Source organism: Sphingobium sp. Ant17 (genome assembly GCF_000588875.1).
Lineage (GTDB): Bacteria > Pseudomonadota > Alphaproteobacteria > Sphingomonadales > Sphingomonadaceae > Sphingobium.
In genome coordinates this window covers 12,689-35,632 of record NZ_JEMV01000042.1, presented here as the reverse complement: position 1 = coordinate 35,632, position 22,944 = coordinate 12,689, and the positions used below count along the sequence as shown (strand labels likewise).

At 63.5% G+C, this 22,944-nt stretch carries 20 protein-coding genes, 3 pseudogenes and 2 riboswitches; of the genes and pseudogenes, 4 read left to right on the top strand and 19 right to left on the bottom strand.

The features are described 5' to 3' along the window. Positions 1 to 166, bottom strand: a pseudogene (locus BF95_RS17175) (cobalamin biosynthesis protein); the annotation flags it as partial. After that, positions 163 to 1,371 (bottom strand): bifunctional cobalt-precorrin-7 (C(5))-methyltransferase/cobalt-precorrin-6B (C(15))-methyltransferase, encoded by a 1,209-nt coding sequence (locus tag BF95_RS17170; RefSeq protein WP_043152860.1) that lies wholly within the window; start codon positions 1,369 to 1,371, stop codon positions 163 to 165. The pseudogene BF95_RS17175 and the gene BF95_RS17170, both read right to left, overlap by 4 nt. On the opposite strand from BF95_RS17170, the gene BF95_RS17165 reads away from it, so the two are divergent. Continuing rightward, positions 1,370 to 2,131: a cobalt-precorrin-6A reductase gene (locus BF95_RS17165; RefSeq protein WP_037474427.1), complete on the top strand. Its 762-nt coding sequence runs from the start codon at positions 1,370 to 1,372 to the stop codon at positions 2,129 to 2,131. The two genes, BF95_RS17170 and BF95_RS17165, sit on opposite strands and share 2 nt — an antisense overlap. On the opposite strand, the gene cobJ is transcribed toward BF95_RS17165, so the two are convergent. The 17 genes and pseudogenes from cobJ to BF95_RS17090 form a co-directional block, all read right to left on the bottom strand. Further along, complete coding sequence (gene cobJ, locus BF95_RS17160) at positions 2,095 to 2,856, bottom strand: precorrin-3B C(17)-methyltransferase (RefSeq protein ID WP_037474429.1); 762 nt, start codon at positions 2,854 to 2,856, stop codon at positions 2,095 to 2,097. The genes BF95_RS17165 and cobJ overlap by 37 nt on opposite strands. Further along, entirely contained in the window at positions 2,853 to 3,590 is a 738-nt protein-coding gene (gene cobI / locus BF95_RS17155) for a precorrin-2 C(20)-methyltransferase (RefSeq protein WP_037474432.1), read from the bottom strand. Before cobI ends, cobJ begins: the two co-directional genes overlap by 4 nt. Continuing rightward, a complete protein-coding gene (locus tag BF95_RS17150; protein ID WP_037474434.1) occupies positions 3,587 to 4,216 on the bottom strand; it encodes a precorrin-8X methylmutase in 630 nt (209 codons plus the stop codon). The genes cobI and BF95_RS17150 overlap by 4 nt, the downstream gene beginning before the upstream one ends. Continuing rightward, positions 4,216 to 5,346 (bottom strand): cobalamin biosynthesis protein CobG, encoded by a 1,131-nt coding sequence (locus BF95_RS17145; RefSeq protein ID WP_043152858.1) that lies wholly within the window; start codon positions 5,344 to 5,346, stop codon positions 4,216 to 4,218. Before BF95_RS17145 ends, BF95_RS17150 begins: the two co-directional genes overlap by 1 nt. Next, positions 5,343 to 8,627 (bottom strand): cobaltochelatase subunit CobN, encoded by a 3,285-nt coding sequence (gene cobN / locus BF95_RS17140; RefSeq protein WP_037478587.1) that lies wholly within the window; start codon positions 8,625 to 8,627, stop codon positions 5,343 to 5,345. The genes BF95_RS17145 and cobN overlap by 4 nt, the downstream gene beginning before the upstream one ends. Before the next feature lie 10 nt (positions 8,628 to 8,637). Beyond that, entirely contained in the window at positions 8,638 to 9,675 is a 1,038-nt protein-coding gene (gene cobW / locus BF95_RS17135) for a cobalamin biosynthesis protein CobW (protein ID WP_037478584.1), read from the bottom strand. Between the two features lie 182 nt (positions 9,676 to 9,857). Continuing rightward, a riboswitch (cobalamin riboswitch) is annotated at positions 9,858 to 10,086 on the bottom strand. 87 nt (positions 10,087 to 10,173) lie between these two features. Then, a pseudogene (locus BF95_RS17130) lies at positions 10,174 to 11,219 on the bottom strand (HoxN/HupN/NixA family nickel/cobalt transporter). Between the two features lie 81 nt (positions 11,220 to 11,300). Further along, positions 11,301 to 13,292: pseudogene (locus BF95_RS17125) on the bottom strand (TonB-dependent receptor). Between the two features lie 218 nt (positions 13,293 to 13,510). Further along, a riboswitch (cobalamin riboswitch) is annotated at positions 13,511 to 13,744 on the bottom strand. A 720-nt stretch (positions 13,745 to 14,464) separates the two neighbouring features. Beyond that, positions 14,465 to 15,835 (bottom strand): IS1380 family transposase, encoded by a 1,371-nt coding sequence (locus BF95_RS17120; protein ID WP_043152855.1) that lies wholly within the window; start codon positions 15,833 to 15,835, stop codon positions 14,465 to 14,467. Between the two features lie 78 nt (positions 15,836 to 15,913). Continuing rightward, complete coding sequence (locus BF95_RS27470) at positions 15,914 to 16,345, bottom strand: hypothetical protein (RefSeq protein WP_152542784.1); 432 nt, start codon at positions 16,343 to 16,345, stop codon at positions 15,914 to 15,916. 232 nt (positions 16,346 to 16,577) lie between these two features. Beyond that, a complete protein-coding gene (locus tag BF95_RS29435) occupies positions 16,578 to 16,892 on the bottom strand; it encodes a hypothetical protein (protein ID WP_235209821.1) in 315 nt (104 codons plus the stop codon). Between the two features lie 20 nt (positions 16,893 to 16,912). Further along, on the bottom strand, positions 16,913 to 17,230 hold the full coding sequence (locus BF95_RS29430; protein WP_231958566.1) for a hypothetical protein: 318 nt from the start codon (positions 17,228 to 17,230) through the stop codon (positions 16,913 to 16,915). A 46-nt stretch (positions 17,231 to 17,276) separates the two neighbouring features. After that, positions 17,277 to 17,576 (bottom strand): hypothetical protein, encoded by a 300-nt coding sequence (locus BF95_RS29425; RefSeq protein ID WP_235209820.1) that lies wholly within the window; start codon positions 17,574 to 17,576, stop codon positions 17,277 to 17,279. A gap of 163 nt (positions 17,577 to 17,739) precedes the next feature. Further along, a complete protein-coding gene (locus BF95_RS29420; RefSeq protein ID WP_235209819.1) occupies positions 17,740 to 18,258 on the bottom strand; it encodes a hypothetical protein in 519 nt (172 codons plus the stop codon). 2 nt (positions 18,259 to 18,260) lie between these two features. After that, positions 18,261 to 19,106, bottom strand: coding sequence for a hypothetical protein (locus BF95_RS29415; protein ID WP_235209818.1), 846 nt, complete (start codon positions 19,104 to 19,106; stop codon positions 18,261 to 18,263). 3 nt (positions 19,107 to 19,109) lie between these two features. After that, the gene (locus BF95_RS17095; protein WP_004207013.1) at positions 19,110 to 19,721 is read right to left on the bottom strand and encodes a hypothetical protein; all 612 of its coding nucleotides are present in this window, start codon (positions 19,719 to 19,721) and stop codon (positions 19,110 to 19,112) included. Between the two features lie 40 nt (positions 19,722 to 19,761). Further along, on the bottom strand, positions 19,762 to 20,763 hold the full coding sequence (locus tag BF95_RS17090) for a catalase family protein (protein WP_082733399.1): 1,002 nt from the start codon (positions 20,761 to 20,763) through the stop codon (positions 19,762 to 19,764). A gap of 207 nt (positions 20,764 to 20,970) precedes the next feature. Between BF95_RS17090 and BF95_RS17085 the strand changes: the two genes are divergently transcribed. From BF95_RS17085 to BF95_RS17075, 3 genes are read left to right on the top strand one after another with little or no spacing between them, the layout of a single operon-like run. After that, positions 20,971 to 21,585 carry a TetR/AcrR family transcriptional regulator gene (locus BF95_RS17085; RefSeq protein ID WP_043152853.1) on the top strand — a complete coding sequence of 205 codons (615 nt, stop codon included), beginning with the start codon at positions 20,971 to 20,973 and terminating at the stop codon, positions 21,583 to 21,585. Then, positions 21,582 to 22,079, top strand: coding sequence for an acyl-CoA thioesterase (locus tag BF95_RS17080; protein ID WP_004207018.1), 498 nt, complete (start codon positions 21,582 to 21,584; stop codon positions 22,077 to 22,079). The genes BF95_RS17085 and BF95_RS17080 overlap by 4 nt, the downstream gene beginning before the upstream one ends. Next, on the top strand, positions 22,076 to 22,939 hold the full coding sequence (locus BF95_RS17075; protein ID WP_043152852.1) for a 3-hydroxyacyl-CoA dehydrogenase: 864 nt from the start codon (positions 22,076 to 22,078) through the stop codon (positions 22,937 to 22,939). Before BF95_RS17080 ends, BF95_RS17075 begins: the two co-directional genes overlap by 4 nt. Positions 22,940 to 22,944: the final 5 nt, after the last annotated feature.

Here is a 22,944-nt window from a genome sequence, read left to right as displayed (position 1 = left end):
TCAGCGGCAGGCCAAGCGCCTTTGCCAGCGGGACCAGCGCCGCAAGCTTGTCCTGCGCGGTGGCCAGATGCGTCACCGGCGGCTGCCCTTGTTGCGCCAGCGCGAACGCCGCGCGCAGTGAGGGCAGGGCCGCGCCCGCGCGAAAGCCGAAGCCTGCGACGATCACAGCGTCACGCTCCATTGCACCACCGGATAGCGCGCGCGCCAGCCGTGCCGGTTGCCCAACGGTGCGGCGTCGGCCAGTTCGATGCGCAGGAGGCTCCCGCCCTTCTGGCCATGCCACCGGGCTAGCAGCGCTTCTGATTCCAGCGTCACCGCATTGGCCACCAGCCGCGTTCCGGCGGGCAATCGTGCCCACAGCGCGTCCAGCAAGGCTTCCGATAATCCGCCGCCGATGAACACCGCATCGGGCACTAGTCCCGGCGGCAAAGTATCCGGCGCACGTCCGATCACCACCTGCAATCGGTCGACACCCAGCGCAGCGGCGTTGGCCCGCGCCCGGTCCGCGCGCACCGGATCGGCTTCCATCGCGCAGGCGCGGTTGGCCGGGTGGGCCAGCAGCCATTCGATCCCGATGGAACCCGATCCCGCGCCGATGTCCCACAGCAGTTCCCCCACACACGGGGCCAGCGCCGACAAAGTCAAGGCGCGCACCGGGCGCTTGGTCAACTGCCCGTCGGATGCGAACCAGTGGTCCGGTCGTCCTGCCGCCTGCGGCAAGGCATCACCGTGGCCCACACAGTCGATCCCGACCGCAACCGGATGGGCAATGTCGGTGAAGGTCAGCGCTTCTGCAGTCACCCGGCGTACCCGTTCGCGCGGACCACCGAGCGCTTCCATCACGTGCAGCACTGACGGGCCAAAGCCTTGGCCGGTCAGATAATCGGCCAGCGCGCCCACGGCCTCGCCATCGCGCAACAGCGCCACAATGCGCTGCCCTGACGCCAGATGGGGCTTAAGTCGCTCCAGCGGCGCGGCGTGCAGGCCAAGGCAGGCCACATCCTGCAACGGCCAGCCCAATCGTGCGGCTGCCAGCGTGAAGGTGGAAGGCGCCGGTATCGCCACCCATTCGCCCGGATCGAGCTGCCGGGTTACGCTGCTCCCCGCCCCGAACCAGAACGGGTCGCCCGACGCAAGCATCACCACGCGCTGTCCGCGATGTTGCATCAACAGGGTGATGCCATCGGCAAAGGGCACTGGCCATTCGGTCGCAGGGCAGGTAATCGCGGGCAGCAGCGACAGATGCCGGGCCGGTCCCATGACCAGTTCGGCCCGCGCCAGCGCCGCCCGGCTCGCAGCGGACAGGCCATCCGGCCCGTCCTCGCCGATGCCGATGATCGTCAACCACGCTTCAGGAGCCGTATCAGCCATGCGACATGTCCTCCTGCTGGGTGGAACGACCGAGGCGAGCGTTCTTGCCCGCCTGCTTGCCGCGCAGGGCATTGCGACGACACTCAGCTATGCCGGACGGACGAAAAATCCCCGCGCTCAACCGGTTCCGGTGCGGGTTGGCGGGTTCGGCGGGATGGCTGGGCTGACCGATTATCTGCGCGACCATCGCGTGACCCATCTGGTCGACGCGACCCACCCCTTTGCCGCGACGATGAGCCGTCATGCGGTGGAGGCTGCGCGGCTTGTGGGTGTGGCCCATGTCGCCGTGACCCGTCGCGCGTGGGAACCGGTTGCTGGTGACCGCTGGACCCGCGTTGCTGATATCGACGGCGCGGTCGCCGCGCTGGCAGGACAGGCCCGCCGCGTCATGCTGGCGCTGGGGCGGATGCATGTCGAAGCCTTCGCCGCGCAGCCACACCACCACTATCTGCTGCGTTTCGTGGACGCGCCGGAGCAGCCGCCGGGCCTGCCCCATCACACCCTGATCGTTGATCGCGGGCCATTTACCGTCATGGGCGACAGCCAGCTGATGCAGGCGCACGCCATCGATCTGGTGGTGTGCAAGAACGCTGGCGGCAGTGGTGCCGATGCCAAGCTGATCGCCGCGCGGGCGCTGGGCCTGCCGGTCCTGATGATTGACCGACCCGCCGTTCCGGGCCGGACCGAGTGTTATCGCCCGGAGGATGTGCTCGCGTGGCTGGGTCATGATGCCGAACCCAAGGCCGAGCGGGGGGTGTAGAGAATGGGACCAGCCGCACGTTCGATGATCCGCGTCAGGCTCGATCCGACGATCACCATCGTGCGCATATCGGCCATGTCCGCGCGGGCCTGACCCAGCGGTACGATTTGCAATTGTTCGTCGGGCGTCGATAGGGCGCGGGCGAACAGGATCGGGCGATCATTGCCACACACCGCGCGCAGCAATTCCAGCACACGTTCGAAACCTTCCGGCCGGGCTTTCGACCGCGGGTTGTAGAACGCCATCGCAAAGTCTGCCTCTGCAGCCAGCCGCAGCCGCTTTTCGATCACGGACCACGGCTTGAGGTTGTCCGACAGGTTGATCGCGCAAAAATCGTGCCCCAGCGGCGCCCCCGCTCGCGCGCTGGCGGCCAGCATGGCAGTGATGCCGGGCAGCACCCGGATGTCGAGATCGCGCCAGTGGGCCGGGCCAGCCTCCAGCGCCTCGAACACGGCGGCGGCCATCGCGAACACGCCGGGATCGCCAGAAGACACCACCACCACGCGCCGGCCCTGCGCCGCCAGTTCCAGCGCATGGGCCGCGCGATCCAGCTCCACCCGGTTGTCGGATGGATGCAACGTCAGCCCCTCACGCGGGGCGATGCGGGCGACATAGGGGATATAGCCGATAACATCGCTTGCCCCTGCCAGCGCGGCGGTGACTTCGGGCGTGATCAGTGCCTCGTCGCCCGGTCCCAGACCGGCGATGGATAGCGAACCGCTCATGGACGACGCCCCTGTCCATGAATCAGCAGGATCGAGAAATAGGGCGTGACGCTGGTCGCCTCGATCAACCGCGTGACGCGCTGGCCGGGCATGGCGGCATGTTCGACCAGCCATGCCGCGTCCTCGCGCCCCGCCGCTGCCACCGCGCGGCGCAATTTGGGCAGGTTGCGCCCGATCTTCATCACCACCAGCGCATCGGTATCGCGGATGCGCCGGGCCAGTTCCTCCTCGGGCAGGGTCGCCATCGCGATGGTCAGCACGTCATCGCCCCAGGTGATGGGAATGTCAGTCGCGTTCCATGCCCCGGCCATGCCGGTGATACCCGGCACCACCGTCACCGGGACGATGCCCGCCAAACGGCCATGAAGGTGCATGAACGAGCCGTAGAAAAACGGATCGCCCTCACACAGCACAACCACGTCCTCGCCCGCCTGCGCCAGCGCCAGCAAACGTGCGGTGCATTCGGCATAGAAGGCGGAAAGACAGTCGTTGTAGCGGGGATCGGACAACGGGATCTCGGTCGTTACAGGATATTCCATCGGGATTTCAATCACGTCGGCGCGCAGCATCCCTTCGACAATCCGCCGCGCCTGCCCCGGCCGTCCGGCCTTGCGGAAATAGGCAACATGGCGAGCGCCACGCACCAACCGGTCGGCGCGCACGCTCAGCAGATCGGCCGCGCCGGGACCAAGCCCGACGCCGTGGATGGTTCCGATTGATGACGACGCGCTCATTCGGCGCGGCTTGCCAGCGCGTTAATCGCGGCGACCGTGATCGCGCTGCCGCCAAGCCGCCCATCGACAATGCAGCACGGCACCGGCGGCGCGGCCCACAGCGCGGCCTTGGATTCGGCCGCGCCGACAAAGCCCACCGGACAGCCGATGATGGCCGCAGGGCGCGGGCAATCGGGATCTTCCAGCATATTCAGGAGATGGAACAGCGCGGTTGGCGCATTGCCGATGGCCACCACCGCGCCCGCCAGATGCGGTCGCCACAGTTCCAGCGCGGCGGCGGAACGGGTGTTGCCCATCGCCCGCGCCATGTCCGGTACTGGCGGCGCACTGAGCGTGCAGATGATCGGATTGTTGGCCGACAGGCGGGCGCGAGTGATCCCTTCGGACACCATCCGCGCATCGCACAGCACCGGCGCGCCATCGGCCAGCGCGGCACTGGCCGTTTGTGCGAAGCCGGACGAAAAGCGGATATGCGCCGCCAGTTCGACCATCCCGGCGGCATGAATCATGCGGACCGCCACCGGCTCCTCATCGGCAGAAAAGGGCGCCAGATCGGCTTCGGCGCGGATCGTGGCGAAGGACTGGCGATAAATGGCCGCGCCATCGGTTTCATAGATATGGGGCATCAAGCGGTTCCAAATTGGGCAAGAAGGTCGGCCGGGCCAAGCGCGGAGTGAACCGCAGGCCCTCCGGCGCGCGCGTTCAGGGAAAGATCGAACAGGCCATCGCGGCCCGTCAGCGTGACATCGGCGGCGCGCGGGCGGGCACAGCCCTTGGCACAGCCCGAAACATGCAGCCGTCCCGCGATATGCGGGGCAAGGCGGCGGGCAAGATCGCGGGTTTCAACCGACGCCTGCGTGCAGCACGGCGCGCCCGGACAGGCATCCACATGCAGCAGCGGATCGGCAGGGTCGGTGATCAGGCCATCCACCTGCATGGCAGGCGCGCCTTCTACTACGAGCACCCGCCACGGGCTAATCCGCACCCCCCCGGCAGACGATCCCTCCATCACACCAGCCAGTATCGGCGCCTCTATCCGGCCGAACGGCAGGCCATAAGCCCAGCCCAGATCATGGATGCCGGGCGCGATGCGAGCAGCCGACGGCGCGGGCAGAATGTCGCCACAGGCCCATTCGGGCAGGGCAACCGTGTGCCGGGCCATGCGCCCCGCTTCCGCGCCACCGCTGGCAGAAAACCAGTGTGCCAGCGCGATCAGGGCGTCCACTTCCTGACCTGCGACAACTGCAACACCGCCCGGATGGCCATCGGCGCGCAGGATCAGGCCGCCTTTTTCGTCGCGCTCGATGCGGAAATCGCCCACCTCGCCGTGCAGGGCGCAGGCCCGACCAGCATCGATAACGAAGCCCATCTTGCCCGGAAGATCGGGCAACTCATCCAGCCGGGTCAGCAACGCGCCCGCAATGCGATGGCTGTCATCACCGACCCGCCAATCCGGCGCGACCAGAATGTTGCGTCGCTGTTCGATGACGGGGTCACCGTCCACCAGATCGAGCGTCAGCAACCGGTCGAGCAGCGCCTGCCAGCCGGTATCGCGCACCCCACGAAGCTGGAGATTGGCGCGGGCGGTGATGTCGATCAGGGCATTGCCATGCGCGATGGCGGCATCGCACAGGCCCAGCACTTGCGCGCGGGTCAGGCGGCCAAGCCGCGGCTTTACCCGCATCAGCAACCCGTCGCCCGCGATCATCGGGTGCCACGCATCGGGGCACCAACCCCTCACCATAGGCCCGGTCATGTCCGGTCCTCATGGCTGGGCAGGCTGGCGAGGATGGAATTGCGCCGGGTCTGCCACAGCCCGGCGGCATGGAGCGCTGCAAAGCGGGCTTCCATCGCCGCCAGCGCGCCGGGATTCTCGCGCACAAGAAACGCGCGAACATCGGCTTGGCCCAGCGTCGCATCGTGATAGAGATCGAACAGATGCGGCGGCACGCTACCTGAAAGGTGCGCAAAGGCGCCCATATGATCCAGCGTCGCGGCCAGTTCCGCGCCCCCGCGAAAACCATGCCGCATCATGCCTGCAACCCAGTCGGGATGGGCGGCACGGGCACGGACCACGCGGGCGATCTCTTCGGTCAGGGTGCGCGCGGCCGGCTTCAGCGGGTCGCGACTATCGAGGTGATAGAGCGCTGCCGTCCCGCCTGTCAGCGCCTTGGCAGCGGCAAAGCCCGCCTCATGCGCGGCAGAGTCCGCGGCCAGCAGCAGATCGGTTTCCGGCAAGTCCTGAAGATGAACAAAGGCGTCTGCCGCTTCGACGCGCCGACGCAGGCCCTCAGGATCGGGCGTGCCCCCGATCGCATCGGAGGTTGCGTCAAACGCATGATCCGATGCCGCCAGCCATGCCTCTCCGGCCGAGCGTCGCGCCGCATCGGTATAGACCTCGGCCGCATCGCCAAGGCCAAGGCCATAACTCCCCGGCGCCGGTCCATAGACTCGCGGGGCCGGCGCCTGCCCCGCAAAGGGGTTCCAGTCCGCCGGTTCGTCCCGCAAACACAGCGCTCGCACCGCCTGTCCGAACAACATGGGCAGCGCCGGGAAGGCATCGCGGAACAGGCCTGAAACCCGCAGTGTCACGTCGATGCGCGGCCGGTCCAGCAGCGCCAGCGGCAGAATCTCAACGCCCGCCACCCGTTCGGATGTCATGTCCCACAGCGGTTTTGCGCCGAGCAGGTGCAGCGCCATGGCGAATTCCTCGCCCGCCGTGCGCATCGTGGCCGATCCCCACAGATCGACCACCAGCCCGCGCGGATAATCGCCATGATCCTGCAAATGCCGCCGGATAAGTTCCTCTGCCAGTGTCACGCCTTGCGCGTGGGCCGCGCGTGAAGGCACCGCCCGCGGGTCTATTGCATAAAGGTTTCGCCCGGTCGGCAGCACATCGCTGCGCCCGCGAAACGGGGAGCCGGAGGGACCGGGCGGAACGCGCCGTCCGTCCAGCGCCGTCAGCAATCCGGCCCGCTCGGCTGCGCCCTGATCGCCCCGCCCGAACACATGCAGCCCGTCACCGAACTGGCTGTCCTTTACATCGCAAACGAAGCGATCGATCCGGGTGATCGCCTCAACCAGCGTGGCCGCGCCATCAAGGCCCAGTTCCGCCTCCAGCCCCAGCACGCGCGCTTCGTCGCGGATGCTCGCTTGCAGGCGGTCGCGGCGGGCCGGGTCCAGCCCGTAAGCGTTGGAGAATTCATCCAGCAGCGCCTCGATCCGGGCCAGCCCCGCGCCGCTTTTAGTTTGCACCAGTGGCGGCGGAACGTGTCCGATAGTAACCGCACCGATCCGGCGTTTGGCCTGCGCAGCTTCTCCGGGGTCGTTGACGATGAACGGATAGATCACCGGCATCGCGCCGATCAGCGCCTCGGGCCAGCAAGCGCCAGACAGCGCGACCGATTTGCCCGGCAGCCATTCCAGCGTGCCATGCGCGCCGATGTGGACCAGCGCGTCGCTGCCCCGTTCGCGCAGCCACAGATAGAACGCAACATAGCCATGGCGCGGGCAGCGGGACAGATCGTGATAGTCCCCGTCTCGATGGACGCGCTCGCCGCGTTCGGGCTGCAAGGCGACCAGCGCGCTGCCGATGGACAGCGCGGCAAAACGGAACGCGCCGTCAGCGACTGCCACATCGGCTTCCGGTTCGCCCCACGCGGCATGAAGATCAGCGCGCAAGGTCTCGGGCAATGCCGCCTGCGCCTTGCGATACGCGGCCAGCGGCCAATGCTGATGTTCGCTTTCAAGGCGCGCGCCCAGATCGGTCTGGCCATCCGTGGCATATCCCGCCTCGGCCAGATCGGCCAGGGTCGCCTCGGCTGAGGCGAGCGCATCCAGCCCCACGGCGTGGGCCATCTGGTATGCCTTGCCGGGATAAGTCGACAGGATCAGCGCAACCCGCCGATCGGCAACCGGCCTTTGCGAAAGGGCGATCCAGCCTGCCACGCGCGCAGTGATCGCCTCGATCCGGTCGGGATCGGCGCGGTGGACGGTGCGGGCAAAACCTAGTGCGGGATCGCGCGCACCCGCTTCCTTGAAGCTGGCGACCCCGGCAAAGACCCGGCCGTCAATTTCGGGCAAGACCACGTGCATGGCGAGGTCTGCGGGGGACAGCCCGCGCGAAGCCGCTGCCCAGCCGGTGCGGCCCGACGTGGCCAGCGCCAGTTGGAACACGGGAACGCCCGCGCCATCGAGCGGGGTATCGCCGTCTTCGCCACGCGCGGAAAAGGCGGTGGCGTTGATGATCGCCGCCGGGCCAAGGCCGCGCACCCAGCGGTCCACCTGATCGCGCACCTGCGGGGCTTTCAGCGAGGGGACGAAGATCGACAGTGCGTCAAAGCCGTGCCGGTCGAACGCGGCATGCAGGGCGGCAAACGGGTCCAGATCGTGGGCGGTCAGGTAAGAACGATAGAAGATGATCAGGACCAGCGGTCGTCCGGGATTGCGCGCAAAGGATTCAGGATCGACGACGCCCCGGTCGGGATGCCAACCTCCCGCCATAGGCAGCGGCTCGCAATTTTGGGGAGGGGTATCGATCAGCCCTGCCAGCCGTGAAAGCGCAACAAGCGCCGCCTGCGCCGCCCCTGCACCGCCGGCATCGCACAATTGCGCAAGGCTTCTCAAAGCAGGCACGGGGACGGTCGAAACTGCATCCAGCCGCCCGTCCTCCCAGCCGTCGCCGGGCAGCACGGCCAGCGCGATGCCTCGCGACCGGGCCAGAGCCTCCACTCGTTCCAGCCCGTAACTCCAATAGGGCGTACCGCCAATCAGCCGGATCAGGATCGCCTTCGCACCTGACAGCGTCCGCTCGACATAGGTGTCGACCGATAGCGGGTGCATAAGCGCTGCCAGATTGGCGAGCCGCAGCGAAGGAAATGTCGCATCGTCTGCACGGGCCTGATGCCATGCCGCCGCGAACGCCCCCAGATCGCTGTCCGAAAAGGACAGGACCACAAGATCCGCAGGCTCTTGCCCCAGATCCTGCGGGACGGCGGTTTCCTCCATCCCGTGCGTTTCGCGGAAAATGACGTGCATCGCCTGCGCCTTACGCCAGCAGCACCGCGCGAATGGCGTCTGGATCGACATGATCGTGCTCGGCAATGGCGACCAGCGTGGTGCGGCGCGGCTCGTCAGGCCGCCACGGACGGTCGTACTGGTGGCGCACCCGCGCGCCTACCGCCTGCACCAGCAGCCGCATCGGCTTGCCCGCAACGGCGGCATAGCCCTTCACGCGCAGGATATGGTGATCGCGCGCCAGCGTTTCGATCCGCGCGACAAGGGCCGCCGGATCGGCAATTTCGCCCCATTCGATAACGGCGCTGTCAAAATCATCGTGTTCGTGATCATCATCCCCATCATGGTGCGATGGGCGCGCGGCGATGTCGTCCTCGGCGGCGGCATCAAGCCCCAGAATCACGCGCGGATCGACCACGCCTTCGGTCAGTTCGATCACCGGCACCGGGCGGCCAAGCTCTGCCGCGATGATCGCGCGTGCGGCGGCAACGCCTTCGGGTCCGGCCAGATCAACCTTGGTCAGCAGGATCATATCGGCGCAGGCAAGCTGGTCCTCGAACACTTCGGACAGCGGCGTTTCGTGATCGATGCTCGGATCGGCGGCGCGCTGGGCGTCAAGCGCGGCCACATCGGGCGCAAACCGGCCTGCCGCAACCGCCTCGGCATCGGCCAGCGCCAGCACGCCGTCCACGGTGATCCGGCTGCGGATCGCTGGCCAGTCAAACGCCTTGAGCAGCGGCTTTGGCAACGCCAGACCCGATGTCTCGATCAGGATGTGATCCGGGCGGGGATCAAGCGCGAGGAGCTTCTCGACCGTAGGAATGAAATCGTCCGCCACGGTGCAGCAGATGCAGCCATTGGCCAGTTCGACGATGTTTTCCGCCGGGCAGTCTGGAATGGCGCAGGATGCAAGAATGTCGCCATCCACACCCAGCGTACCGAATTCGTTGACCACCACCGCCAGCCTGCGGCCGCCCGCATTGCGGATCAGGTGGCTGATAAGCGTGGTTTTCCCCGCGCCCAGAAAGCCCGTGATGATGGTGACAGGCACCTTTGACAGGTCGGCCACAAGCAATTCCTCCGCGCGCCAGAGCGACAAACGGCGGGGCTTGCCGGACAAGTCCGGTCGGCGCGCGACGACGGGCGAGCGCGACAAAGCACCCGTTACCACGCGACCGTGCAGCCCCAGCCACACAGCTTCGTCGCTCAGACGGAGAGTTACCGTGCCGTGACCATCCCCTGGATCAGGCAAGAGCGACCGGTGCGCCGGCAGGTCTCCTGGCTCGCGGGTCACAGCTTGATGCACGCCTTCCCAGACTTGGCGCTTGCGCGCTGTCCAGTGGCCGCCCCTGAGTTCAGGAGCATGTGCATCGCGCTATCCGCTTACAGTTGCAGGGACAGCCACGGATTTGGGAGCAAGCCCCCGCACCGCATTCCCGATTAAGCCCCTTGCGAGGGCACCGGCGCGATCATCGAAGGGCGGAATCAACCCGTCCTTCGCCATGCGCCCTAGACGAAGATCGGAGCCAAGCCAATTGATGATGTTGCTTCATGCAACGATGGACGATCAGGTAACGACAGAAACCTCGATCTCATCGAACCGCTTCCAGCGATAGATCGCGTAACTCGCCAGCCAACAGAACACGAAAAGTCCGATGATGGCGAAGCCAGACCATTGAAATTTTCGCCCAATTCAATGGCGATCCGCCATGGGGCACCCGTAAGGGCCAGTTTGTCGCCAATCAGGGCCAGCGTTTCGATTCCACCAATGACAATCGCCACGATGGCCGAGATCAGGGTGATTGTGATGTTGTAGTAGAGCTTGCGGATCGGCTTCACGAAGGCCCATTCATAAGCGCCCAGCATCACCACGCCGTCCGCCGTATCGATGAGGGCCATACCGACCGCGAACAGGGCGGGCAGGACCAGGATTGTCCCGATCGACAGGCCATCGGCGGCCTGGCTGGCCGACATGCCCAGAATGGCAACTTCGGTTGCGGTATCGAACCCAAGCCCGAACAGAAACCCCAGCGGGGCCATATGCCAGCTTTTGTTCACAAGGCGGAACATCGGCCTGAACAGTCTGGAAAGCAGACCGCGCCCACCCAATAACAGATCAAGATCGTCCTCGACATAGCTGCCGCCTGCACGAACATGCGCAAAGGTCCGCCAGACAGAGCGCAGGATGACCAGGTTCATGCCGGCGATCGTGAACAGGAAAAGCGCGGAAATCACGGTTGCAATCACGCCGCCGATTTCCTTGAAGGCGCCGAACTGCGACAGCGCGCTGGCCGTCACCGCAATGATGATCGATGCTATGGCAATGATCCCGGAATGCCCGATCGCAAACCAGAAGCCGGCCGAAACCGGGCGCTGACCATCCTGCATCAGTTTGCGCGTCACATTGTCGATGGCCGCAATATGATCGGCATCGACCGCATGGCGCAGGCCAAGCCCCCAGGCAAGCACAGCGGTGCCGAGCATTAACGGCTGCGCATGAAACAGGCTGAATGCCCAGACCCAGACGCCAATGTTGGCGGCGATCAATCCGGCAAACAAGGCACCAATTCGTAGGCGCAGAGACAGGGATGGCAGTGTCTTCGTGAGGGGCATGATTGGCTCGGCGATTAAGGAATGTACAAACGGAGGATGGCGCAGCAGACGTGCTGCAGCGCCGCCCATCAAGGGATTTCGCTAGAAATTGACCTTTGCGCCAATCCTCACGGTTCGAGGCTCGACCACACGACTCAACCGGCCTTCCACCGGAGCACCTGCATCAAAGGCGGGGATGTAGGACTCGTAATAATAGGCGATGTCCTTGTCCCGGCTGTCGAAGATGTTCAGCACTTCTCCAAATATCTCGACCTTCTTGCCCGTCCACGCGGCGCGGGCATTCATGACGGTGCTGCCCCGATCCCGGACACTGTTGTCCTCGACAAGCGGAGAAGGTCCGAGGTGGCGCACCCGAATGCTGGCTTCCCAGGGATCAAGAATGATGGCGGCACCGGCTGAAGCCGCGTTCTCAAATGCATTAGGGATGTGATCGCCATTGTCGAAGCGGGCATGGCTGGCAGTATAGTTTCCATCAAGCGCAAGCCACGGGAACGGCCGCCAGAAGGCGACGATTTCATAGCCATGACACCCACTGGCACCCGACGTTCAACAGCATTGGAATCGCCAATGAAACGAAGCTCGCTGCCGACATGCAGCCACCAGTAAGTCGCGGTTAACGTGACCCCGGAGAATTGAAGGCGTCCCCCCAGTTCCTTGCCGATGCCGCGAACGAGAACCGGAACAGGCGTGCCCCTGTTTACCGCACCCCGAACGTCGTTGGAATGGAATCCACGGACCCAGTTGGCGTAGAGTTCAAGTTGCGGCGTAACCTGATAGGCGATCGAGACCTTAGGTGAGAGAATCGACGCCGAGCCACTGCCTTCTCCCAGCGACGCCGCAACCACATCTCGTGCACGCACGGAATAGTGATAATAGTCCCCGCGAAGACCACCTGTCACACGCAGTCCAGCCAAGAGTTTCCAAGCGACTTCGCCGTAGAGCGCGGAAGACAATTCCCCGACCTGATAGTGCCCGAGAGATTCAAGAAATGTGCGGACAGCCGTTCGATCGACACCAACATTCCCGATGGCATCGTATCTGTTTTCGGTGCCAAGGCTCACAGCCAGACTGTCAGCGATTTCCCAATTTTTTTTGAGCGGACAGCCCTAGTACCCAATGCCGGTCGAACTGCTTGATCTGCGCGCTTGTGCCATCCGGATCGGTGTAAGTGGGGTTCGACAACATCGACCAGTCGTAAAACTGGGCATAGACATTGGCGCGCCATGTCGGTTGCTTGACCGCGATGTTAGCCACCTGGCGCGTCGTCTCACCCCGCGCGGAAGGATCTGGAGAGCAGAACACATCCGCACACAACGCCGTGCCGATAATGCGCTCCGGGATTTGCTCGGTAGGGTGCCATGTCGCCCGGTAGGCATGGAGAGATGCCTCCAATGTGCCCGCACCGCTCGGCATGCTATATTTCGCGAAACCCGAGTAATGGCGAAGACGTTCAGTTTCCTGCCACGGTCCGTCGTAGGTCTTGGCCTGAGCGACAAGCGTGAGATCTCCCACGCCCACGTCGTGCACTGTTCCGCCTACGGCGACGCGGCGCCAACCATATGAACCAGCCTCGGCCGATGCCCACGGCCGGTGGTAACCCTTGATGGTCATCATATAGGCTGCTCCCGCCAGAGCGAAATCACCGCCGTCGGCGCGATAGGGCCCTTTACGAAAATCCTCCCGGCCCACGATCTCCGGAATGAGGCCGTTGAGGTCGAGATAGCCGTGACCGTGTCCGTGTGTGCGAAAGTTCATCTGCAGTTCATCGATATAGGTGGTGAAGTCAGACCCATGGTCGAGGTTGAAACCGCGCAGGAAATACTGGTTGGCTTTGCCGCTCCCCGAATGCTGGGCTGCAACCAGCCCGGGCACCGCTTCCAGCAGTTCCGCCACGCGGAGAAGTGGCCGCACGAGGACATCGGCCCCTCCGACGCTTCCCTCGCTGGCTGATCTGGCAGTGCCGATCATGGCCTCACCACGACCGAAAACCACGATGTCGTTGCCCGCCTCGACCGCGTCCGCGCTTGTTTGCGATCCCTTCTCAAAGGGTTCGGCAAAGGCTGGCGTTCCCATACAGATCAGCGCAAGTGCGCTGCTGGTAGTAATGGTCTTGATCACGAAATAGTCCTCCGGCGTCTTGCGACGTGGCCGGGGCATACCCGCGCGAACGGGCGAGCCGCGCGGCGGCCGGACGCCATGGGCGGCCGACGCACGTCTCCGATGCGGCCCCAGCCGCTCATTCGTCGCTCAGACGGAGTTCACCGTGCCGCAGCCATCCTCTGGACCAAGGCAAGAGCGACCAGACGCCGGCAGGTCTCCTGGCTCACGGGTCACAGCTTGATGCACGCCTTCCCAGACCTCGCATGATTTAGCGTCCGGCCCAGTGGCTGCCCCTTCAAAGAGGAGCCATGTACATCGCGCTATCCGCTTACAGTTGCAGAGACAGCCGCGGATTTGGAAGCAAGCTTCCGCACCACATTCCCGATTAAGCCCCTTTTGGGGGCACCGGCGCGATCAATGAAAGCCGAACTTGTCCGCCTCTCAATCCCTCGCCTAACTGAAGTGAACGGAAAAGCCAATAACGCTTGGAGCTGGGATTTAATCAACGATTACTGCATCCCGCGCCACCATTGCCATTGGCACGGCCAGAGCGCGCCAACCGCACGCACTCGCTTTGAATGGCGGGTTTTCCCTGAACCTGTCGTTGGCCATCGGACTCCTGTACGCCCGGAAGTGGTCGCGACCTGTCGATTAGCGGAAGGACCGCACCTAGGAACAAGAAATTGGCAGCTGAACGGCGACAAAGGGTCGGATTTTACGAAGCACACTTGCCCCTCTCTTAATCAAATGGGTGGGATCTGCACGGCCCAGCCTACTAAAATGGCTCGAACTTCATGGCGGCTCACTGATGATTACAGTTTTCCAAGCCGCACCGCACCTACCCCATTTGCCAAACAACATAAAATCAGTGTCGGAATCCGGTCAGTGCCCAAAACAGACTCGAATTGATCGAACGCTTTACGGACCGCGCTATCCATCAAAAAATCAGCTATGCGATTGCCTTGTGCGCGCAGGCTCCCAATCTAGCCCGGATTATTCGTGACGTTGTTCGCTTCGGCGGTCCGCGTTTTTCGGTGCCAGCCTGTATGTGATCAGGACGAGGGATTTCGCTGCGTCTATTTCACCGCGGATATTTGATAGGCTTGCGAGTTGGAGGGAGCGGTTCTGGCGTGCGGCCGGGGCGGCTATGTCGGGGCAGGCCTGAAGGCGGCCGCAATGGCCCGGAAGGTGCTGGCCTCGGGACAGGCTGACGCGAAGGCGATGCGGATGCGGGTTGCGGTTTCGATCACGCGGGCGGCGACCTTGAGGAGCCGCAGGCGCAGCGTGGCGAACTCGGCGGCGGCGAGCGCGCTTGTCTTGGGTATCGCCTGCTGGATGCGCCACATCAGCCAATAGGCGGCRGTATGCAGGATCAGCCGCATCTGGTTTGCGTTGGCCGATCGGCATGAAGTTCGATCGCTGCTGAGCTGGCTCTTGTGCCGCTTGATCAGGTTTTCGGCCTGACCACGGGCGCAGTAAAGGCTGTCGTAGATGTGCTCGGCCGAGCCTTCTGCCAGGGAAGTGACGACGTAGCGGATGTCCATGCCCAAGGTGCTGGCTTCGATCCGGGCGACGACGCRGCGCTGACACTTCCAGCTTTTCGCCCCATAGCGGATTTCGGCATAGCTGCGCAGCACCACCCGGTTTTCCTCGGCACGCTGGACGGCACAGGCATCGGCGGCGGCCACGATGTCGGGATTGGCACGCAGGGCGGCGTTGGTGGGAAGGCCGAAGACATAGTCGATGCCATGTGCCTCGCAGAAGGCCATGACCTCGGGCCTGCCATAATGCCCGTCGCCACGGACGGTGATGTGCGTAGCGGGCCAATGCTGGCGGATATGCCGCACGAGGCGCCGGATGTGCCCGGCGGCCTCCGCACCCGAGGGCGTCTTGCCGGTGCGCAGCAGCATGGCGACGGGGCGGCCCGTCGCCGTATCGTACACGTGGATCGGCAGAAAGCATCGCTCGCCATGGTGACCGTTCCAGAACGAAAGTTGCTGGTAGCCGTGCACGACGTCGCAGGTGTCATCGATATCCAGCGTCACCGCTTTGGGCGGTTTGGAATAGCTGGCGCAGTAGATGCCGACCATCGCAATCATCATCCGTGCCAGTTCGCGCGTGGTCGGGGCGTTCTCCCACCGGCTCATCGTCGGCTGGCTCGCCAGACCGACCCCTGCCTCCGGCGACTTRCCCAGCGCCAGGCGAAACCCCGGATCGTCACGCAGSGCGTCGAGGTCGTCGGCGTCCTCGTAGCCGCAGGCGATCGCCAGAACCCGCGCCCGCAGGATATCATCCACTCTATGGATCACCCGCGCAGGGTYGCGCGGGTCGGCGATGCAGGCGGCAAGGCGCTTGCAGATACCCATCTCCCGCTCGGCCTGGGCCAGCAGCACTACMCCACCGTCCGAGGTCAGTCGCCCTCCGTCGAAGGCGCCCGTCACCTTCTTGCGCAACACCGCTGGAAACGAAATCACCGCCGCGCTATCGTGGCTCTCGGCGGGTGTGGCCTGTGGCATTTTTTGCCTCGTTGCAGGTTGGTCTAGACATCCAATTTCCTACAGCAAGCCAAAGGCTTACGCCACTCCCGCCAACCCTCAAAGCCCCACCGCTGAATAAGACAGGCTAGAAGGCAGAGCTTCATCGTGCAGCCATACGGATATCTTTCCATCAATTCTGTCAATTAACAGCATATTACCCAGACCGATTTCCGCAAAAACCACAGATGTTTTTGGAATCTGCATGGATAATTGTTCGTTTATGCGAATTATTCCTAAGCTTCCGTCAACAGGGCCATATATAACTGAAACGCCAATTCTTCCTGAATCATCGGAATAGGCGCATTTTTCCGCAGGAAATTCAACATCCTTATTGAAAACTATCGCTGATCCGAATTCAATAAATAAATCACGAAGCTCAGACGGCAGCAATATTCTTAATGAACTCTCTATCTGGTCTAATTCGATCAAAGAATCTCCCGGCATGTGGAGTGATTCTGCATCGAATGATGAATCAAACTGAAAGGTCATATATTTTCTGCCTTACATCATTAGGGCGTCGCTATCGTGTCCGTTCCGCACCGCGCCTCAATCACGCCACCTGATTGGTATAGCCGTTAGCGGAGGGGCACGACAATCAGGTCAATCTTGGCGCGTCGATGCTTTGATTGGTGCTGCGCTCCATCTACGATTGAATATCCGCCATCCGACTAAGCCCGCGACAACGCCCAGCAGGCCGCCCACGAGATAGGCGGTTGGCGCATCATTCGGCACAAAAAAAGAAGCCGCCAGCAACATAGCCGCCGATTACGGCGGTGCGTGTCACCGCACCATAGATCGCGGCGACCTTGCCATGATCGGCGGGCGGGCATTCCGACTGGAACAAGGTTCGGACAGCGACGTTGTGGATGCTGTTTGCGCCGCCGCCTAGGATGAAGGCGACGGCAACGATTGCCAGCCCGATCGGCGCAAGGCCGATCCACAGCATGGTCGCGCCCATGACAGCGGCCGTGCCGAACGCCGCCAGTCCGACCCTATGGCCAATAACCCTTTCGGCCAGCCCAGCGCCGATCAACATCCCAACCGCCCATAGTGCCGTCAGCATTCCAAACGCGGTCGGCCCGCTCCCAGCGTCACCATCACGAGAAACACGAAAGCAACGTCGGCTATGGCGGTCGCAAACACTTCGAGGCTGAGCGCACCCGTAACCACCATCAACCGTCGATTGCGGAGCAGCGGCAGGTAGTCCGCGAACAGGGTCTCTTCCTCCTGATCGTCCCGTTGTGGCTTGCGGCGAAGCCTGCTCGCCATCACGACGAGGGCCAAAAGGGCAAAACTGGCGGCATCGGCTAAAAGCGCATTGCGCGATCCGATCCATCCCACCAGTACGCCCCCAGCGACTGGACCAGCGAGCATTCCAAGGCTGCGAACCATTTCCATAAGGGAATTGGCGAGTGCGAGGTCATTCCAAGCCGCTCGCCAGCACTGGAATCAACGCGAATGTTGCGGCGCTGCTGATCGTGAACAGCACGCTCAACAGCGCGGCCCCGGCGAGCGTGAACATGGGATAATAGGCGATAAATGCTATCACGCCCGCTTGCAGAACTGACACCATGACCAGAATGCGGGCCGCCTCCCGGCGGTCGATCAAGCGGCCCGCCCAGGGTGCGGCGATCAGACCGGGTAGCAGCTCCGCGGTCAGCAGCGTCGGCACCGCATAGCCGGATGCGTTCTCGGCAGTGCGGAACATCAACGTCAGCAACGTGATTTCATCGCCGGTCGTCGAAATCGTAAGCGCCACAAGGACCAACCATCCCCAGCCTTGCCGAAACTCAACTCCCACTCACTTAACCTTCCGCACAGCCCCGCACTTTCCGGGTCACTCTGCACACTTCAAATCTCAACCGACAATCAGGTGAATAGCTTTAGCGTCGTTCTGCCAACCACTTAAGCGCCGATAGGCTTGGCATGAACAGATATTCGCCTCCCTTCATGACATTGAAGGTCTGCACACCGTCGATGCGCTTGCGCGCAGGCGCCTGCGGGATCGTGAACCGGCCGTCCTCCTCATGCAGACCAACGATTGGATCGCGCTCCTCGCCGAGGTCGACGAAATTGCCGCGGTTGATCCATTCCTGCTGCATGAACTCGATCGTGTCGTAAGCGCGCGCGCTTATGAAGATGAAGAACAGGCCGCGATCGCCTTTGGCATCGTCTTTCGGCGCCACATCCTCGGAATAAACCGGCCCGAAGGTCGAGGAACGGCGGATGATGCGGTGAATGTTGACGTCGGTGAGCAGTGTCAGCTCGGAATCGCGGGGATTGAGCCGGCGCATATGACAGCCGAGCGGCACGACGCGGCCTTTGGGGTCGTCCTTGAAATTGAAGTCGTTGTTACGCTGCGGATCGGCGCCGAGGTCCGGGTCGTCATGATCCGGCGACAACGTCAGTGGAGCGCCTGACCGCCAGCGACCGAACATCTTGGCGGCAAGACGTTCGCGGTCCTCCGCCGTCTCGCCATGGGCCTTGAGGAAGGCGTTGAAGCAGCGACCCGGCTGTTGTACTTGCGCAGGACGACGAAGGTGCCGTTCTTTCCCAGCGCCGCAGGTTCAGGCATGCCGAGCGGCTGGCCGTTCTCGCTCTCGTATCCAAGGATGAACTCGCCCGCCTTGATCGCGCGTTCCTCGCCGGGCAGCGGATCGACGCCGCTGCCTTCGACGGCGGGCTGGGAGATCGAATCCCGGAAGCCGAACGGGTTTTTCGCGCCGTCCGGCGCGCCGAAGCGATGCTCTCCGATCAAGGTGACGCCGCTGCTCTGGTCGAGTTCGGTTCGCGCGGTCGCCAGCGCCTTGTCGAGCGCCGCATCGTCGACCGCGTAGATGGTCAGCGCGAGATGGCAGTTGCCCGGCTTGAACACGTCCTCCCAGTTTTCCGGCGCGTTGGGTCCTAAGTCGCGGAGCTGCTCCGAGCGCGCCGCCATGCCCTGCTGAAAGGGGAGCGGGAATGTCTTGAGCTGCGCTTCAGGAACGCCGAGCGCCTTTAGTCCCTCGAAGCTGAGTGCAGCGCCTATCCAGAAATCGAGATCCTCGTTCCAGTTGTCGGCGGATGCGATATGGGGCGCGAGCCGGCCCAGCAAAGCGCGCGCGCCCTCGGCCTCGTCGAAATGGAGCATCGCATGGATGCCGACATAGGGCTCCGGCCGGCTTCGCAGGATCAGCGCCTGGATATCGTGCAGGTCGAGCGTAACGCTGTCCCTCGAGAAGCGCTCTTTCAGCTTTTGAAGGATCGTCATCGCTCAGCCCACCTTGTCCAGGAATTCGTTGACGGCATGTTCCATCCGCTGAAGCCGACGCACGTCGACGACCGTGACCTGCGGGTTGGCGACGAACCATCCGGCGGCGGTGATCTGATGTTCGGCGATGAAATCCTTGACCTTCGGGCTCGCGATGCCCGGCCAGCCTTCGACCGAGGCGAAGAGCAAATCCATCAGGTCAGGGATCTTGGTGGCGAAGTCGTTGATATAGGTGTCCCAGTCGCCGTCATAGGCGGTGGCGAACAGGATGCGGGTGTCGTTGTCGAAGAAGACGAACCGCATGTTGTGCAGGGTGCCGACCTTCTGCGCCCCGTCGAAATTGCCGTTCACGAGTCCGAAGATGCGTTTCAGCCGGTCCGCGCCGCCCGGCTTGAGGTTGGCGATGGCGGTGAGCTCGGAGACATTGCCGGACTGCGCGCCGACGCGACCGGCCGAGCCGGCCGTGCCCTTGAGGTCGGGATTGTGCTTCGTCACCATCTGCTCGAGCGCGAGCTTGGCGAGCTGCGGCGCGTCGCCGGCCACTTCCTCGATCCGCCGCCGGATGGCCTGAAGGCGGGTTTCGTCGATCTGCGGGTTTTCTTCGGTCTCGGCCATGACTGGCCTCCTTTCGTGATTGCGTGTGTCGATCGGTGCGTCAGTCCGGGATGGCGTCGATGTTTGTCGGCTCGACACGCGGCTGCGCGTTCATCTCATGGCGGTAGCGGGTGGATCGCTCATAGGCGGCGATGCGCACCCGCATGATCGATCCGAGCGGCTGGTGCTCGCGGATACCGTGCCAGGGATTGAACGACAGCACGTCATCGCCATAGACCCGCCGCGCCGGCGAATAGGCGTCCTGCGGCGGGATGCGCAGCGTGGCGATCGGCTGGTGTGGCGACAGCTCTTCGGGCCAGAGCACCGCCGCGTCCTCGACAGGCATCTTGTCGAGATCAGCGCAAAGTTGGGCGCGCAGTTGATACTCAGCACCCTGGTCGCGGAAATGCTCGACAACCAGATCGCGCATCGTGGAATCCTCCACTGTGCCGACGTCCTTGCCGGTGAGCGCGCGGACATTGTCGGAAAGCGGCGCGGCGCTGATCTTGGCGATGTGATCGCCAAAGCGGATCGCCGCCATCGAGTGATAGGTCTCGCCGAGCAGATGGTCGTTGTCGCGCGCGAGCCCGCGCAGCGTCGCGCCGGGCTCGACGCCGACCGCTTCGACCGCGGCTTCCACGCCACGCGCCACCCCGGCCATGGCGCGTTGGAGGAAGGCGGGGTTCTGCGCATTCTTCTCCAGAAGGCCAATGAGCTGGCGATATTTGCCGATCGTGCCGAAGCTCAAGACCGGTATGTTGACCAGCAGGAAATCCTGATTGCGGCCCTGGTCGTCGGGCAGAAGCCGCTCTCCCTCCACGCCGATGACCTTGATCGCCATGCCGCGTGGGGCGGGGATGGTGTCCGAGTGGATATCTCCGGGCGCTGATGAGAGGCGGATCACCACGGAATAGGTGGCCGGGCGAGCGAAAAGCCCCTGGCGCAGATGCTCCGGCAGTTCCGGGACGACGAGTTCGCCCTTCAGGAACCCGTGGCTCTTGGCATGGGCGTCGCGCACCGCATGCCGATGGCGCTCGAACGCCTTGCGGTTGGTGCTCGCCATGATTTCGAGGATTTCGGCGGTGAGCCGCTCCTCTCTTCGCCGAGCACTTCGACGCTGGTGGAGTAGGGGATATAGGTCTCAGCCAAGGGCGATCCTTCGAACCGGATTTTCGTTGCATTCGAGATATCAGGTGATATCTGGTTTTACGGTGAACGCCGACATGGGTAAAAGGTTTCCATGCCGTGCTGAATTGGAGGTCGATCGCTCATGCGCCTCACGCGAAAGGAAACGCAGCGCCAGACGCGGGATAAGCTGCTCGCCGCAGCACATTCGTCCATTGTGGAAGAAGGGGTGGCGACCATGTCGATCCGCAACATCTGTAGTGCAGCGGGTCATTCGCAGGGGGCCTTCTATTCGAATTTTGCAAGCAAGGACGATCTGCTGGTCGAGATTCTGCAGGCTCATATCCAGGACGAGGTCGTGCTTCTGCGCGATCTGGTCGCCCACTGCTCCGGCGATGATATCGAGGCGACTCTGCAAGTGCTTGCGGCGCGGCTGGCTAAGCTGGCTGACGAACAGCATTGGTCGCTGCTTTCGATCGAATTGCAGCTTCATGCGCGGCGGGACCCCGCGTTCGCTGAACGGCATCGCGAAGGAAAGGCCGCCTGCCACCATTTGTTCGGAGAACTTGTGGCGGATCTGACGCGGCGCTTTGCGCTTCGGCCTGCCTTGCCGCCGCTGCAGACCGGGATCGGCCTCTATGCACTGTGGATGGGACTGGCGGTCCAGGGCGATGTCGAAGGCGCTATTCCCCGAGAGCAAATGCTTGTCGGCTTCTTTCGCGCGATGGCAGGCCTCGATGCGCCATCCACCCGGTCATGAGCCTTCCTGGCGAAGGACGCCGCAGGATCGGCTGCGATGCTTCAGGCGTGCCCTTGGCTGGAAAAGTGGACGAACGTCGGCGCTTCCATATCCGTTTCCAGGCAACCGAAGAAGACATCGATGAACTCGGCCATGTCAACAATGCGGTCTGGGTGACCTGGATTCAGGATGTGTCGGTGGCGCACTGGCTGACAGCCGCGCGTCCGAGGGATGCCGACACCTATGTTGCTATGGTGCTCAGGCACGAGGTCGATTACCGCGGCAATATCCGGGCGGGCGAAGAGACCTTTGCCATAACCTGGGTCGAAGGGAAGCCGCGCGGAGCGAGATACGCCCGGTGCGTCGAGTTCAAAGACAGTAACGGTCAGACGCTCGTCGCGGCCCTGTCGCAATGGGTGCTCATCGAGAAAGCTACCGGCAAGCTGGTTCGCGTGCCCGCCGAAGTCGCTGCGCCGTTTCTCTATGAAACCCGACGCAAGGAAGAGAATGAATGAGCGACATCCTGAAAGTGACGGTGCTAGGCACCGGTGTCCTCGGCAGCCAGATCGCCTTCCAGGCCGCCTATAGTGGCTTTGACGTTACCGCTTATGAGATCAGCGACGAAGCACTCGACCAGGCGAGGCATCGGTTCGAAACGCTTGTAGAAACCTACGTGAAAGAGGTGACGGGTGCGGCTGACGGCAAGGCAGCCGAAGCTTCGAGACGCATCACGCTCACCGCCGATCTTGGGGCTGCGGTTGCGAATGCCGATCTGGTCATCGAAGCGGTTCCGGAAGTGCTCGAGATCAAGCAGGCGCTCTACGAGAAGCTGGCGGCGCTCGCGCCTGACAGAACGATCTTCGCCACCAATAGCTCGACTTTGCTGCCGAGCGACCTCAAAGCCTTCACCGGCCGCCCGGACCGTTTCCTGGCGCTGCACTTCGCCAACAGCATCTGGAAGTTCAACACTGCCGAGGTGATGGGTACGGACGACACCGATCCGGCCGTGTTCGATACCCTGATCGCCTTCTCCTCCGCGATCGGCATGGTGCCGATCCCGGTGCGCAAGGAAAAAGCGGGCTACGTCCTCAACTCCCTGCTGGTGCCGTTCCTGAACGCGGCCACCGATCTGGCTGCCGGCGGCTATGCCGAGCCGGAAGATGTCGACAAGGTCTGGCGGATCGCCACCGGCGCGCCGATGGGGCCGTTCCAGATCTACGACATCATCGGATTGAACACCCCCTACAACATCCTGTCGCACGGTGATGAGCACGCACAGTCGCTCGCCGCGTGGCTGAAGGAAAACTACATCGACAAGGGCAAGCTCGGCATCGCGTCGGGCGAAGGCTTCTACAGCTACAAGCCCGCCGACTGATCCCA

Coding starts and splice junctions, on each gene's coding strand:
- BF95_RS17085 (WP_043152853.1), top strand. CDS start 20,971: ATGCGCCTCACGCGAAAGGAAACGCAGCGCCAGACGCGGGATAAGCTG.
- BF95_RS17165 (WP_037474427.1), top strand. CDS start 1,370: ATGCGACATGTCCTCCTGCTGGGTGGAACGACCGAGGCGAGCGTTCTT.
- cobI (WP_037474432.1), bottom strand. CDS start 3,590: ATGAGCGCGTCGTCATCAATCGGAACCATCCACGGCGTCGGGCTTGGT.
- cobJ (WP_037474429.1), bottom strand. CDS start 2,856: ATGAGCGGTTCGCTATCCATCGCCGGTCTGGGACCGGGCGACGAGGCA.
- BF95_RS17080 (WP_004207018.1), top strand. CDS start 21,582: ATGAGCCTTCCTGGCGAAGGACGCCGCAGGATCGGCTGCGATGCTTCA.
- BF95_RS29430 (WP_231958566.1), bottom strand. CDS start 17,230: ATGCTCGCTGGTCCAGTCGCTGGGGGCGTACTGGTGGGATGGATCGGA.
- BF95_RS29435 (WP_235209821.1), bottom strand. CDS start 16,892: ATGTTGATCGGCGCTGGGCTGGCCGAAAGGGTTATTGGCCATAGGGTC.
- BF95_RS17090 (WP_082733399.1), bottom strand. CDS start 20,763: ATGGCGAGCACCAACCGCAAGGCGTTCGAGCGCCATCGGCATGCGGTG.
- BF95_RS17075 (WP_043152852.1), top strand. CDS start 22,076: ATGAGCGACATCCTGAAAGTGACGGTGCTAGGCACCGGTGTCCTCGGC.
- BF95_RS17145 (WP_043152858.1), bottom strand. CDS start 5,346: ATGACCGGGCCTATGGTGAGGGGTTGGTGCCCCGATGCGTGGCACCCG.
- BF95_RS17170 (WP_043152860.1), bottom strand. CDS start 1,371: ATGGCTGATACGGCTCCTGAAGCGTGGTTGACGATCATCGGCATCGGC.
- BF95_RS17095 (WP_004207013.1), bottom strand. CDS start 19,721: ATGGCCGAGACCGAAGAAAACCCGCAGATCGACGAAACCCGCCTTCAG.
- BF95_RS17150 (WP_037474434.1), bottom strand. CDS start 4,216: ATGCCCCATATCTATGAAACCGATGGCGCGGCCATTTATCGCCAGTCC.
- cobN (WP_037478587.1), bottom strand. CDS start 8,627: ATGCACGTCATTTTCCGCGAAACGCACGGGATGGAGGAAACCGCCGTC.
- BF95_RS29415 (WP_235209818.1), bottom strand. CDS start 19,106: ATGACGATCCTTCAAAAGCTGAAAGAGCGCTTCTCGAGGGACAGCGTT.
- BF95_RS27470 (WP_152542784.1), bottom strand. CDS start 16,345: ATGACCTTTCAGTTTGATTCATCATTCGATGCAGAATCACTCCACATG.